This window comes from Mycobacterium sp. Aquia_216, assembly GCF_026723865.1.
In the GTDB taxonomy this organism is placed as follows: domain Bacteria; phylum Actinomycetota; class Actinomycetes; order Mycobacteriales; family Mycobacteriaceae; genus Mycobacterium.
The window spans coordinates 801,909-815,903 of sequence record NZ_CP113529.1 but is presented as its reverse complement, the minus strand read 5'-3'; the positions used below and the strand labels follow the sequence as shown (position 1 = coordinate 815,903).

The 13,995-nt window shown below is 67.0% G+C and carries 11 protein-coding genes; 4 read left to right on the top strand and 7 right to left on the bottom strand.

Annotated features, from left to right (window positions below; all coding sequences use genetic code 11):
- Nucleotides 1-16: 16 nt before the first annotated feature.
- Entirely contained in the window at nt 17-478 is a 462-nt protein-coding gene (locus OK015_RS03860) for a CD225/dispanin family protein (RefSeq protein WP_268129390.1), read from the top strand.
- On the opposite strand, the gene OK015_RS03855 is transcribed toward OK015_RS03860, so the two are convergent.
- The 6 genes from OK015_RS03855 to OK015_RS03830 form a co-directional block, all read right to left on the bottom strand.
- Nucleotides 472-1,440 (bottom strand): enoyl-CoA hydratase/isomerase family protein, encoded by a 969-nt coding sequence (locus tag OK015_RS03855; protein ID WP_268129388.1) that lies wholly within the window; start codon nt 1,438-1,440, stop codon nt 472-474. The two genes, OK015_RS03860 and OK015_RS03855, sit on opposite strands and share 7 nt — an antisense overlap.
- Nucleotides 1,441-1,443: 3 nt before the next feature.
- On the bottom strand, nt 1,444-2,961 hold the full coding sequence (gene fadD4, locus OK015_RS03850) for a fatty-acid--CoA ligase FadD4 (RefSeq protein WP_268129387.1): 1,518 nt from the start codon (nt 2,959-2,961) through the stop codon (nt 1,444-1,446).
- A 62-nt stretch (nt 2,962-3,023) separates the two neighbouring features.
- Nucleotides 3,024-3,314: a hypothetical protein gene (locus tag OK015_RS03845; RefSeq protein ID WP_268129386.1), complete on the bottom strand. Its 291-nt coding sequence runs from the start codon at nt 3,312-3,314 to the stop codon at nt 3,024-3,026.
- A 179-nt stretch (nt 3,315-3,493) separates the two neighbouring features.
- Nucleotides 3,494-5,323 carry a phosphoenolpyruvate carboxykinase (GTP) gene (locus tag OK015_RS03840; protein WP_268129385.1) on the bottom strand — a complete coding sequence of 610 codons (1,830 nt, stop codon included), beginning with the start codon at nt 5,321-5,323 and terminating at the stop codon, nt 3,494-3,496.
- Nucleotides 5,324-5,511: 188 nt separating this feature from the next.
- Entirely contained in the window at nt 5,512-7,047 is a 1,536-nt protein-coding gene (locus OK015_RS03835; protein WP_442791262.1) for a hypothetical protein, read from the bottom strand.
- The gene (locus tag OK015_RS03830) at nt 7,041-8,084 is read right to left on the bottom strand and encodes a hypothetical protein (RefSeq protein ID WP_268129382.1); all 1,044 of its coding nucleotides are present in this window, start codon (nt 8,082-8,084) and stop codon (nt 7,041-7,043) included. Before OK015_RS03830 ends, OK015_RS03835 begins: the two co-directional genes overlap by 7 nt.
- Before the next feature lie 222 nt (nt 8,085-8,306).
- Between OK015_RS03830 and trmB the strand changes: the two genes are divergently transcribed.
- The 3 genes from trmB to OK015_RS03815 are packed head-to-tail and all read left to right on the top strand — an operon-like array spanning nt 8,307 to nt 12,770.
- Complete coding sequence (gene trmB, locus OK015_RS03825; RefSeq protein WP_268129381.1) at nt 8,307-9,125, top strand: tRNA (guanosine(46)-N7)-methyltransferase TrmB; 819 nt, start codon at nt 8,307-8,309, stop codon at nt 9,123-9,125.
- Between the two features lie 2 nt (nt 9,126-9,127).
- Nucleotides 9,128-9,847 (top strand): NYN domain-containing protein, encoded by a 720-nt coding sequence (locus OK015_RS03820; protein WP_268129380.1) that lies wholly within the window; start codon nt 9,128-9,130, stop codon nt 9,845-9,847.
- A gap of 52 nt (nt 9,848-9,899) precedes the next feature.
- Nucleotides 9,900-12,770, top strand: a complete 2,871-nt coding sequence (locus OK015_RS03815) for an MMPL family transporter (RefSeq protein ID WP_268129378.1) — start codon at nt 9,900-9,902, stop codon at nt 12,768-12,770.
- Nucleotides 12,771-12,784: 14 nt separating this feature from the next.
- On the opposite strand, the gene OK015_RS03810 is transcribed toward OK015_RS03815, so the two are convergent.
- Nucleotides 12,785-13,930 (bottom strand): AI-2E family transporter, encoded by a 1,146-nt coding sequence (locus tag OK015_RS03810; protein ID WP_268129376.1) that lies wholly within the window; start codon nt 13,928-13,930, stop codon nt 12,785-12,787.
- Nucleotides 13,931-13,995 lie beyond the last annotated feature (65 nt).

Here is a 13,995-nt window from a genome sequence, read left to right as displayed (position 1 = left end):
CAGGAAGGCAGCTGCCATGAGTTATCCCCCAGGGCCGTACGAAGGTTCCCCCGAATGGCAGGGCCAGCAACCGGAATGGCAGGGTCAACCACAGCAGCCGGAGTGGCAGGGTCAACCGCAGCCGGGCTGGCAGCAACCGCCACAGCCAGGCGGTTGGCCGGGCCAGCAGCCGGTGGGTTGGCAGGGCCAGCAGGAACCGGATAACTACCTGGTCTGGGCGATTTTGTGCACGGTGCTGTGCTGCCTCCCGTTCGGGATCGTGTCGCTGGTCTACTCCAACAAGGTCGCCGGATTGTGGGCTCAAGGCCGGGCCGCCGAGGCGCAGGAGGCGTCCAGCAACGCCAAGAAGTGGGCGATCATCGGCGCCATCGCGGGTGCCGTCACGTATGCGATCATCGCCATCTTGTACATCGTCATCGCCGTGGTCGCGGTGTCGAGCATCCCGTCGACGACCACTACCACGTTCGGTGGCTACTGAGTAACCCGTTGCACAGCAATGGAAGTCGCGTCGACTAGCCCCCAGCGCAGCGCGGTATCGACGCCGACCGTACGGCCGGATAGCACCAGATAGGCAGTACGCCAGCGGCCGATCCGGCGCGTGACGCTGACGGTGCCGCCGGCACCCGGGATCAAACCCAGATTCAGTTCCGGTAGCCCGAAGAGCGAATCCTGCTGAGCCTCAACCCATCCACAAAATGCGGCCATCTCCAAACCGCTGCCCAGTACCCGGCCGTGTACTTGGGCGCGACATGACCGGCCGAGCCGGGCGGTCAGCGCGTCGAGCGCCAGCGCCGGGCTGTGACGGGTGCGGGCCAGATGCGCGCTCGTGGGATCGGCGAGGGTCCCGAATTCGGCGAGATCTCCACCACTGCAAAATGATGGGCCGTTGCCGCTCAACACAATCCCGCTCACCGACGGGTCCAGCTGCCCGACGGTCAGCGCCTCCAGTAGCGCACCGCGCGCATCGGTGGAAAACGCGTTGTGTCGTTGCGGCCGGTTGAACCTGATCCGGAGCGTGTCGCCGTCGCGCTCCGCCTGCACCGGGTCGGCGATCTCGGGCATCCGGGCCGGGCCGCGTTCGTCGAGCCAGCGCGCAAACTCCGGACCGGCCTGCAAGGTGGAGTAGGCCAGCGATTCGGTTACCACACCGGTCAGCGTCGAGCCACCGGCCGCCACGGCGCGCAGCACGTCGTCGCAGACGCTGCTGGCCTGTGGCCAGTGTTCACACCGCTTGCGCAGCTCGGCAAGCGTCTCGGCAACCGAATCGACGGTGATGACCCGCCGATCGGCGCAAGGGTCTTCGGTCAGTGTGAAAGTCGCTGCGTCCAACCAGAATTGGTGCTGGGCAAGCTCAGCAGCCGAGCCGATGCCGACGATCACACCCGGGGGCGACACCGGGCCGGCCTCCGGCGCGCTTGTTACGTCGACCACTCGGAGCATGGCTCACACCGAGTACTTCTCGATCAGCCCATTCTTGTAGAGCTTGCCGGTATCGGTGCGCGGCAGCTGCGCTTCGAATGCGATCGAGCGCGGACACTTGAAGTGCGACAAGCGGTCTCGCAGCCACGTCATCAGCTCCTCGCCGAACAGGTCGGTGGCGTCGGCCTCCTCGGCGGTCTGCACGGCAGCCACGACCCGCTGGCCCATCTCGGCGTCAGGCACCCCAAACACCGCCGCGTCCACCACCTTCGGGTGGGTGACCAGAAGGTTCTCTGCTTCTTGCGGGTAGATGTTCACCCCGCCGGAGATGATCATGTGGTGGCGCCGGTCGGTCAGATAGAGATAGCCCTCGTCGTCGAGGTAACCGATGTCTCCAACGGTCGCCCAACCGTGTTTGTCCCGGGATGCAGCGGTTTTCGTGGGGTCGTTGAGGTATTCGAACGAGTATCCGCCCTCGAAGTAGATCTCGCCGACGGTACCGGGCGGCAGCTCGTTGCCGTCCGGGTCGAGGATGTGTACGCCGCCCACCATGGGTTTGCCGACCGAACCCGGATGGGTCAGCCAGTCTTCGGCGAAGATCAGCGTCGACCCGTGTGCTTCCGAGGATGCGTAATACTCGTCGACGATCGGCCCCCACCAGTCGATCATCTGCTTCTTGATCTCGACGGGGCACGGTGCGGCGGCGTGCATCACCCGCTTGAGGCTGGACAGGTCGTACGAATCACGAACGGCTTGAGGCAGTTTCAGCATCCGGATGAACATGGCCGGCACGAACTGGCCGTGCGTTACCCGGTGCCGCTGGATCGCGTCCAGCGCCCCCTCGGCATCGAACTTCTCCATGACGACAGTGGTGATACCGCCGGCCTGGACGGTCATCGACCAGACCGACGGCGCGGTGTGATAGAGCGGCGCCGGACTGAGGTACACCGCGTCAGGGTCTAGCCAGAATCCAACCAGCTCTGACATCATGCCCGGCGCGTCCTGCGGCGGGACGTGCGGCAATTCGCGTTTGATTCCCTTGGGCCGGCCGGTTGTGCCCGACGAGTACTGCAGCAGGTCGCCCTCGATTTCGTCGTCGATGGGCGTGTCCGGTTGGCTCGCAACGCATTCCGGGTACCGCTCCCAGCCGGGGAGGTCGCCGTCCGCGATCAGCAGTAGCTCCGGCAATCCGTCCGGTAACTGCTCGGCCAGGCCCGTGAGGGTTTCCTGCAGCGCCGCCGAGCCTACGATCGCCTTGGCGTTGCTGTTGTCGATGATGTAGGCCGCCTCCGCCGCGGTCAGGTGAGTGTTGATCGGTACGTAGTACAAACCGCTGCGCCGGGCCGCCCACATGACCGCGTGGAAGTGCTGGTTGTTCTCCATCAGAATCGCGACGCTGTCGCCCTCGCGCAGACCGGCCTGACGGAACCGGTGCGCGAGCCGATTCGCGCGCGCCTCAAGGTCATCGAAGGTGACGACCGTTCCCGAGGGGTAGAGGACGATCGCCGGTTTGTTCGCGCCGAGATAGGGGCGGATCTGCATGCGCCGACTGTACCGCCGCCGAATTTGACGGGTGTTAAGTGGCCCGCAGACAGGCTAGGGCATCAGCCGTGCGGTGCCTCAGAGATCTTGCTGTCCGGCTTGCCCAACGTTTGGCAGTACGTCTGTGCGGACAGTCGCGTCGCGGAGATCTCCAAATTGGTCGGGTCTTGGCCGCTCTTGTCCTTCAGCATTTTGCTGACCTCGTCGTTCTGCTTCTTCTCGTCCTGGGTGGTGAAGTCCTTGCATTTGGTGTCACCGCCGGTGTTGATCACCTGCGACGCCGAGCATCCACTGAACAGAATTCCCGCCGCTGCAACCACAATCGTGAGCGCGGAGGTTGTCGTTGACTTCATTGTCGGCCTTCCAGGATTCCAGTGTTAGCTATCTATACACCGATGCTTGCGGTTCCAAACAACCGAACTGGAATCGGCGCCCTGTGTTTGCCGTACCACGGCCTGACGAAAAGCGAATCGGGCCGACGCGTCCTGCGCGCCAGCCCGATTCAACGTTTCCCGCGGGTTTTAGTCAAGCCCTAGTCGGACTCCGCCAGCCGCTGCTTGAGCGCCTCGAACTCGTCCTTGACGCCGGTGGGCAGCTTGTCGCCGACGAAATCGAACCACTCTTCGATCAGGGACAGTTCCTCGCGCCACTCGGCCGGGTTCACCGCCAACGCCTTGGACACGTCGCCGCCGTCGATGTCGAGCCCGTCCAGGTCCAGGTCGTCGGCCGTCGGCACAATGCCGATCGGGGTGTCCTGGCCACCGGCCTGATGCTCGATGCGGTCGACGATCCACTTCAGCACCCGGCTGTTCTCGCCGAAGCCCGGCCACAGGAAGCCGCCGTCTTCGTCGCGACGGAACCAGTTTACGAAGAACACCTTTGGCAGCTTGGACTCGTCGGAGTTCTTGCCCAGGTCGATCCAGTGCTGGAAGTAGTCACCGACGTGGTAGCCCAGGAACGGCAGCATGGCCATCGGGTCGCGGCGAACGGTACCGACCTTGCCCTCGGCGGCGGCGGTCTGCTCACTGCCCATCGTGGCGCCCATGAACACGCCGTGCTGCCAGTCGCGGGCCTGCGTCACCAGCGGCACCGTCGTCTTGCGGCGGGCGCCGAACAGAATTCCGGAAATCGGCACACCCTGCGGGTCGTCCCACTCGGGCGCCAGGATCGGGCACTGCGACATGGGGGTGCAGTACCGCGAATTCGGGTGCGCCGCTTTGGTATCCGACTCGCGCAGGATCCAGTCGTTGCCCTTCCAGTCGATCAGGTGATCGGGCTCGCCTTCGAGACCCTCCCACCACACGTCGTTGTCGTCGGTCAGCGCGACGTTGGTGAATACGGTGTTGCCCGCCTCCATGGTGCGCATCGCGTTCGGGTTGGACTTCCAGTTGGTGCCGGGCGCGACGCCGAAGAAACCGAACTCGGGATTGACCGCGTAGAGCCGGCCGTCCTTACCGAACCGCATCCAGGCGATGTCGTCACCGAGCGTTTCGGCGCGCCAGCCCGGGATGGTCGGCTGCAGCATCGCGAGGTTGGTCTTGCCGCACGCCGACGGGAAGGCGGCCGCGAAGTAGTAGGCCTTGTTCTCCGGGGAGATCAGCTTGAGGATCAGCATGTGCTCGGCGAGCCAGCCCTCGTCGCGCGCCATCGCCGAGGCGATACGCAGCGAGTAGCACTTCTTGCCCAACAGCGCGTTACCGCCGTAGCCCGAGCCGTAACTCATGATCTCGCGGGTCTCCGGGAAGTGGGTGATGTACTTGGTGTCATTGCACGGCCACGGCACGTCCTTCTGGCCCGGCTCCAGGGGGGCGCCCACCGAGTGCATCGCCTTGACGAAGAATCCGTCGTCGCCGATCTTCGCGAGGGCCGCCTTGCCCATCCGGGTCATCACCTTCATCGAGATGACGACGTACTCGGAGTCGGTGATCTCCACGCCCAGCTTGGGGTCGTCGGCACCGAGCGGACCCATGCAGAACGGCACCACCCACATGGTGCGACCGCGCATGCAGCCGCGGTACAGCTCGGTCATCGTGGACCGCATCTCGGACGGGTCCATCCAGTTGTTGGTCGGGCCGGCGTCGATCTCACGCTCGGAACAGATGAAGGTCCGGGACTCCACCCGCGCCACGTCGGACGGGTCCGACAGCGCCAGGTAGGAGTTGGGGCGCTTCTCCTCGTTCAGCTTCTTCAACGTGCCGGCCTCGACCAGCTGAGCGGCCAGCCGATTGAACTCCTCGTCGGAGCCGTCAGCGAACACAACCCGGTCGGGCTGGGTGAGCTCGGCAACCTCCTCTACCCACGCCAGCAGCCCCTGATGATTTGTGGGCGCGGTGTCCAGGCCGGGAATGGTCGCTGAGGTCATCGAACTCTCCTGAATTCATCGACGTACGTGTGGGCATATTGTGATTGCGTATGCAGTCGCCCACACAAATATTGACATGGTGGCGTTAGCTACAGGTTATCGCGATCCCCTTGCTGGGGAAGGCCCGGGCAGGTATAAGCCTTCTCACAACAACGATTCAGAAGGGCCTAAACGGCCAGAAATCGTCCTCATCCGCACTCCTCGACGCCAATTTGGGTGATTTCAGGTCCCGCCGGCGCCCGTGGCGGGGCCGTCGGGAGGGGGATACCCGGGTGTCCGAGTTCTGCACGCACCGCGTCGAGCGCGGCCTGGACCGTGGGCATCTCCCGGTCCCGGGCCGCTGCCGCCTGCGCCGCCGCGAGGGCGTGCTCGCGCAGCTCGGTGTCGATGACGCTGACCTGCTCCGACACCCGAGCGTTCTCGACCTCGTCGCGCGCCAGGAGCGCGGTGCTCAGCAGCGACTCGGCGGCCAGCACGCGGGTCGCGACCAATTCCTCGGTCGCCGACCGCAGCGACGACGTCAGCTCGCCGGCCCACCGGTCCAGCAACGAGCGGTCGTGGAGCAAGGCGCGCAGGTTGACCACCAGGACCGTGACCGCCAGACCGACGGCCACGCAGGCCGCGGCACCGGCGATCTCCACCGCGGGGTTCAGCCGCCGGGCCACGCCGGCCACCAGCCGGGACAGCGTCAGCGCGACGCCCACCCCGAACCCGACTCCCAGCAGCACCATCAGCCAGGTCTCCTGGCGCCGCGATTTCAACGGCGGGGGCGCGACGTCGACGGTCGGCAGCTGCTCGACGGGCGGTAGCTCCATCGGCACATCCAGCTCGCGCGCGACGTCGTCGAGCTGTGTGGTGGTGCTTTCGTACACCTCGCCGACTGTCTCCGCGGCCCGGGCCCGCGCGTGCGCCTCGAACCCGGCCATGCTTCGCCGGGGCAGGCGCGCGGCGTCGGATTGCAGTTCGCCGCGAACCGCCGAGCACCGGTTGAGCGCCAGGTGCGAGAGCTGGACCCGCGCCTGCTGGATCTGGCCGCGCAGCGTGATGGTGCGCTCGGATTTCGATTGACGGCGCTCGCGCAGGGCAGTGCCGCGCTCCTCGCGCAGCGCGTCGACGCGGGCCCGCCGGCCGGCACTGTCCGCGTCGCGGTCGAAGCGTTGCGCGGCGGTATTGAGCCGAGATTCCCAGGCCCGCAACCAATTTCGTCTCTCAATGTCCGAAACGCCAAGTTGCGCCGCGACGGCGTCGACCAGTTCGTCCAGCTGCGGATTACCCAGCTCGGGCGCGGCGGCCGCTCCGATCCACGGCACCTGCGTGTAGCGCGGCGCATGCGCGGCCAGCACGTCGCGGTCGGCGCTCAAGACGTCGCGCCAGGCGCGGTGCACGTCGATCTTGGACACCACCCCGACCACCACGTCGGTGTGCTCGCAGGCGGCGTCGAGCAGGGCACAGTCCGATCCCGTGAGCTCGGCGGCCGCGGAGACAACGAACACCACCGCCATCGGCGCCTCGCCGGGCCGCAGATCCGCTGACTCGACGAATTTGTACTCGGGCAGCCGCTCGCCCAGCGCGATCGCGACTCCGGTCACACCGGCCATCCACGGGCCGGTCACCAGCACGACGTCGCGGCGGCCGATGACGGGCGATTCCAGCCGCGGCCCGATCGCCGCCACGAGTTCATCGACCTGGGCCTGCGCCCCGCCGGACGCCGTATCGCTCACCATGGCTCCCGGGCCTGCGACCACAGCCGCAGCGATCCGCGGGCGATGTCCGCACCGCAGGCGCGGTGCAGGTCGTTGGCCGATGCGCGGGCGTAGCGCTGCCACCGCGTCGCCCGGCGCAGGTGTTCGTCCGGGTCGTCGCAGTCACCGACGTCGTGCCCCGCCGCCTCGACCACCTCCACGGCGGCGGCCATCCGCGCGATCACCGTGTCGTCGCGGGACAGGAACGCGGTGACCTGCCCGCCGACCGGAGCAGGGCCTACGGCCAGGGCCTGCAGCTCCGCGGTGGCCTCCAGCGCCCGCCGGTAGCGCACCTCGGAGCCCAGGGCCGCAATCCGGGCGATGACGGCATCGACACCGCTGATGCGGCGTAGCAGGGCCCGGAGCTGGGCCGGCGTGCCGCCCCGGCGGACCGCGGCAACGCCCAGCGCCGTGCCGAACAGGTCCAGGGTGTCCAGCAGCCGCAGCCGTGCCTGCCTCGGCACGGGGTTGTCGGCGGCAAGGAACGCCTCGAAGGAGCCGTCCAGGCCGGCGGGGTGAGCGACCAGCGTCCGCAATGCAGCCCAGGACGTGGTGTCCACTCCCTCGAGCGCGGTAACGGCCAGCAAAGCGATCATCGGTTCGACGGGCGCCCGGGTGACCTCGGCGAGCTGCGCGCACCTGGCCCGGGCGGCCGCGAGCGGGCCGTCGCCGGTGCGGCCGGAAAGCGAGCCGAGGAGGTCGGTCTTGTTGAGCACCGTCAGCACCGGGCCGCCGGCGGCCGCGATCACGTCGACGTCCTCGGGTTTGGCCACTTCAGCGACCACCCGGACAACGACGTCGGCCTCGCCCTCGGATGGCATCACCGTGATGTCCGCGGCGGTCCCGGCGTGAGCCAGGGCACGCGTCACGGTGCCGCGTCCCACTCCGGCGCGTCCACTCACCGCGGCCCGCAGCGGTGTGGCGGCCTTCTCGGCGATCGCCCTCACGCGCGGGTCCGCACATCCGGCAGCAAATTCCGCCAGCTCGTCGACGAAAACTTGATTCCCCCGTGCCTGCATTTCTTGCCTGCTCGATCCGATCGGCCGGCTCCCCAGCGCCGGCGTTGCTCCGGTCCCATGCCGGGCCGTCGCCGGCGCCAGGCCCGTTTGCCGGACAGCCGACTCCGCCCCACCGCATAGTGGCACTTGCGTCTTCGAGTTGCGAGCCACCGCTTATCTGTTACCAGTTGAAGGCAACTGTTGGGTATCAATCTGGTCCAGGGGCGGCTACATCGGAGGTTCATGGGCCACCATGGACAAATGCATGCGCAATCCGGAGTCGGGATGTGTCCGGATGCTCCGGTGGAGGTGGGGGCCGGCCTGGATACCGAAGAAGGCGTGACGCCAGCGTCGGAGCCGCAGCGTTCGAGCGTCCCGGAACGGGGCTATCTGCCGGCCACGAGTTTCCGCTCCAGGCGTTCGACCCTGTCCGGCGCCCAGCACGAGACCTGGGAGCGGCGCTGGCCGACCGTGGGCCGGTCCGAAATACCGCGCCGCTTCGAACCGCTGGACGCCCGTGCCTGGTTTGGCCGCGAAGCGCCGCTGGTGCTCGAAATCGGCTGCGGCAGCGGCATATCGACACTGGCGATGGCCCGCGAAGAACCTGAAATCGACGTGATAGCGGTGGAGGTCTACCGGCGGGGACTGGCCCAGCTGCTGTGCGCGATCGACCGCGAGCAGGTGAGCAATATCCGGCTGATCCGCGGCAATGGCATCGACGTGCTGCAGCACCTGATCGCGCCGGGTTCGCTGACCGGGTTTCGGCTGTTCTTCCCCGACCCGTGGCCGAAGGCACGGCACCACAAGCGCCGCTTCCTGCAGCCGGCCACGGTCGGCCTGATCGCGGACCGATTACTCCCCGGTGGTGTGCTGCACGCCGCGACGGACCACCCCGGTTATGCCGAGCAGATGGCGGAGGTCGGCGATGGCGAACCGCGGCTGAGTCGGGCCGATCCCGGCAGCCGGTTGCCGATCTCGATCGTGCGCCCGACCACCAAGTACGAGCGGAAAGCCCAAGAATTGGGCAGCTCCGTATCCGAGTTCATCTGGAAAAGACGATGAGTATGAGCCTCACAGAAGAAGCGACCGCCGCCGCTGAAACCGGCGAAACCGCCACGCCGTCCGGCGACGACCCGGGAAGCATCGATACGCCGCGGCGCGTGCTGCTGATCTGGGACGCGCCCAACCTCGATATGGGCCTGGGCTCGATCCTGGGCCGCCGCCCGACGGCGCTGGAACGCCCGCGCTTCGACGCTCTCGGTCGTTGGCTGCTGGCCCGCACTGCCGAGGTCAGCGCCGCCCGGCCGGGCGTCGTCGTCGAACCCGAGGCCACCGTGTTCACCAACATCGCCCCGGGCAGCGCCGACGTCGTTCGACCGTGGGTGGACGCCCTGCGTAACGTCGGATTTGCGGTCTTCGCCAAGCCGAAAATAGATGAAGACAGCGATGTCGACCGGGACATGCTCCAGCACATCGAACTGCGGCGTCAAGAAGGACTCGCGGCGCTGGTCGTAGCCTCCGCTGACGGTCAAGCGTTTCGTCAGCCGCTGGAAGAAATCGCACGCACCGGGGTCGGCGGCGCGACCCCCGTCCAAGTGATCGGATTTCGCGAACATGCGAGTTGGGCACTAGCGTCGGATACCTTGGACTTCGTTGACCTGGAAGACATCGAGGGCGTTTTCCGGGAACCGTTGCCGCGGATCGGCCTAGATTCGCTGCCCGATCGGGGGGCGTGGCTGCAGCCGTTCCGGCCGCTGTCCGCGCTACTGACCACGCGTGTGTGACACTGGAAAACCAATGCGCGGGTCGCTGTTAGTGATCCAGTAAGGAGCTTACGTGTTCGCCTGGTGGGGTCGAACCGTGTACCGCTACCGGTACATCGTGATCGGGGTCATGGTGGCTCTGTGCCTTGGCGGCGGCATCTTCGGGCTGAGCCTCGGTAAACACGTCACGCAGAGCGGGTTTTACGACGATGGCAGCCAGTCCGTCACGGCTTCGATTCTGGGCGACAAGACCTACGGCCGGGACCGCACCAGCCAGATCGTGGCGACCTTCACCGCTCCCGATGGCAAGTCCGTCGATGACCCGGCTTGGCGACAGCAAACCGTCGACGAATTGAACAAGTTCGTCAAGGACCATCCCAGCGAGGTGCTCGGTTGGGCCGGTTATCTGGCGTTGGCCCCCGGCGTCGAGGCCCCTAACGCCCAGATCAAGGGGATGGCGACCGAGGACAGGAAGCACACCTTCGTCACCGTTCCGCTGAAGGGCGATGACGACGACACCATCCTGAACAACTACAAGGCCATCGCCCCCGACCTACAGAAGCTCAACGGCGGCAAGATCGAACTCGCCGGCTTGGAGCCGATCGCCAATGCCCTGACCGGCACCATTGCCACCGACCAGAAGCTCCTGGAATTTTTCGGGCTACCGGTCGTCGCTGTGGTCCTGTTCTTCGTGTTCGGCGGGGTGATCGCCGCCGGCCTGCCCGTCATGGTGGGCGGGCTCAGCATCGCCGGGGCTACCGGCATCCTGCGGCTGGTCGCCATGTTCGGCCCGGTGCACTTTTTCGCCCAACCGGTGATCTCGCTAATCGGCTTCGGCATCGCGATCGACTACGGGCTGTTCATCGTGAGCCGATTCCGCGAGGAGATCGCCGAGGGCTACGACACCGAGGCCGCCGTGCGGCGCACGGTGATGACGGCGGGGCGCACCATCGCGTTCTCCGCGGTGCTGATCATCGCCTCCAGCGCCGCACTGCTCGTGCTGCCGCAGGGCTTCGTGCATTCGCTGACCTATGCGATCTTCGCCGCGGTCGGGCTCGCGGCAATACTGTCCATCACCCTGCTGCCGGCCTGCCTGGCGGTCCTGGGCACTAACGTCGACGCGCTCGGCGTGCGGACCCTCTTCCGGGTGTCCTTCCTTCGCAATTGGGAGGTATCGCGGGCCGTCATCAACTGGTTCGCCGAGCGGTTGCAGAAGACCAAGACCCGCGAAGAGGTCGAGGCCGGCTTCTGGGGCAAGCTCGTCAACCGCGTGATGAAACGGCCGCTGGTCTTCGCCATTCCGATCGCCGTCGGCATGATTTTGCTGTGGATTCCGCTGGGCAACCTGTCCCTTGGCGGTATGAGCGAGAAGTACCTGCCGCCGGACAATGCAGTGCGCCTGGCACAGGAGCACTTCGACAAACAGTTCCCCGGGTACCGGACCGAGCAGCTGACCGTGGTGATCGAGAGCAACAACCACAGCAAGGTCACCGACCAGCAGGTTGCCGACATCCGCAACAGGATCTCGGGGATCACCGGGTTTACCGACAAGACGTGGGAGGAGCGGCCCTGCCCGGACATCGCCGGCAACCCCTGCGCCCCCGGTCCGAACGGAACGACGCGGCCCAAGGACGACTCGGTGCGGGTGATCCAGAACGGCCTGGTCAACAAGAACGATGCCGCCAAGAAGATCCATGAGCTGCGGGCGATCAACCCACCGAAGGGCATCTCGCTGCTGGTCGGCGGTACGCCGGCCCTGGAGCAAGACAGCATCCAAGCCTTGATCGACAGGGCCCCGCTGATGGTGGTGGTCTTGCTCAGCGCCACCCTGGTGCTGATGTTCTTGGCGTTCGGATCGGTGGTGTTGCCGATCAAGGCAGTGCTGATGAGTGCGCTGACGCTTGGCTCCACCATGGGCATCCTGACCTGGATCTTCGTCGACGGGCACTTCTCGAAGTGGCTGAATTTCACGCCGACGCCCCTGATGGTCGTGCTGATCGCGCTGGTCGTGTGCGTGGGCTTCGGCCTGGCCACCGACTACGAGGTGTTCCTGGTGTCCCGGATGGTGGAAGCCCGCGAACGCGGCATGTCGACCGCCGAGGCCATCCGGATCGGGACGGCGACCACCGGACGTTTGATCACTGCCGCCGCGCTGATCCTGGCCGTGGTTGCCGGCTCGTTCGTGTTCTCCGATCTGGTGATGATGAAAACCCTGGCCTTCGGGCTGATGGCGGCGCTGCTGCTGGACGCGACCGTGGTCCGGATGTTCCTGGTGCCGTCGGTGATGAAGCTGTTGGGTGACGACTGCTGGTGGGCGCCGCGCTGGGCCCGTCGCCTGCAGAACAGCATCGGGCTGGGCGAGATCGACCTGCCCGACGAGCGCAAGCGGACCGGTGTCAATGGCCGGGCGATCCGGCCGCCGGTCGCGGCCAGCCTGGTCGCCGCGAAACCGCGTTCGCCGCACGACCCCACGCACCCCGGCGGGCCCCCGGAGCCGTCCCGCGCGATCCGTCCGGGTCCGTCGGACCCGTCTGAGCCACGGCCCACCCCCGAATTGCCGCCGGGTCCCAACGCCGCCCGCACCCAGTCCCGACCCAGCCAGCCGACGGAAGCCAAGACCACCCGCTTCTCGGCGCAGGCAAACCCCGAATCCAACCCGGCGCGACCGCCGGCGCCCACCACGCCGACGCCGCCCGCGCCACCGCCATCGGCCGGTCAGACCCGGGCCATGCCGGTCCCCGGCAACCACGAGAGCAAGGCCGACCCGGCCGACCCCACCACCGCGCTTCCGGCCATGCGGCCCGAAGGCACCGACGCCGACGCCGCCACCGAGAAGATGAACGCCCGCAGCCCGGGCGACAACGGCGATAATTCCCGTCCGCGACGTCGCGCCGGCGGCGGGTTGTCCGCGCAGGATCTGCTGCGCCGCGAGGGACGGTTGTAGATCCGCTCGAGTCCTTAGTCGGACCCCTGGTGCGGATGGTCCGGCTCTGCCTGCATAACCGCCGTATGCTCGGCGCCCTCGGACAGCTTTGCGGCTTCGGCCTCCGGATCCGGCGCGAGCAGCACCTGGATCGCGTTGTTGAGGAACGCCACCGTCGGGACCGCCAGCAGGGCACCGACGATCCCGGCGAGCACACCGCCGGTGGAGATCGCCAGCACCACCCCGAGCGGGTGAATCGAGACCGCGCGCCCCATCACCAGCGGCTGCAGCAGATGCGACTCGATTTGGTTGATCACGACCAGCAAGCCCAGCGTGAGCAGCGCGTAGACAATCCCCTTGGCCAGCAGTGCGACGACCACGGCCACCAACCCCGAGATTAGGGCACCGATCAGCGGGATGAAGGCACCGAGAAACACCAGCGACGCCAACGGCAGCGCGAGCGGCACGCCCATGATGGCCAATCCGGTCCCGACCCCGGCCGCATCGGTGAAGGCCACCAGGAAGGTGGCCCGGACGTAGGCGATCAGCGACCCGTATCCGGCGCGGCCAGCGTCCAGAACCCGCTCGCGAACGCCGATCGGGACGATCTTGGCCACGTATTGCCAGATGTTGCGGCCGCCGTAGAGGAAGAAAATCAAGGTGAACAGCACCAGGACCGCGGCCGTGAGCATTTCGGTGAGCGTGGCCGCGGTCGACAGCGCCCCGCTGGTCAGTTTCGACTGGTTGTTGTGCAGCGCCTGGATCGCGGCATTGCCCGCGTTGGTGATCTGTTCGCTGCGCAGATGCGCCGGCCCTTCGATCAGCCACCGTCGCGTGGACTCGATGCTGCGGGTGACCTGCTCGGTCAGATCGGGCAAACCCACGACGAATTGGGTGATGACGAATGTGAGGATGCCGCCCAGCAGCGCGAACCCGCCCAGCAACACCAGCGCGACGGCGCCGCCACGCGGCAAGCCCCGCCGGTCCAGCCAGTCCACGACCGGTACCAGCAGCGCGCTGATCATCAAAGCCAGCAGCACTGGGACGACGATGATCTCGAGCTTGGCCACCACCCAGAAGAAGGCGACCGCCGCGGCCAAGATGACCAGCAAACGCCACGCCCAGGCTGCGGTCTTGCGGACAAGGGGCTCGACCGAGGCGTCGTCTGAGTTTGCCAGCATCCGGCCAGCCTATCCGGCGGGCCCCTGTTGAGTGGTGACGCCAGCACGATCCGGTTACGACGGCG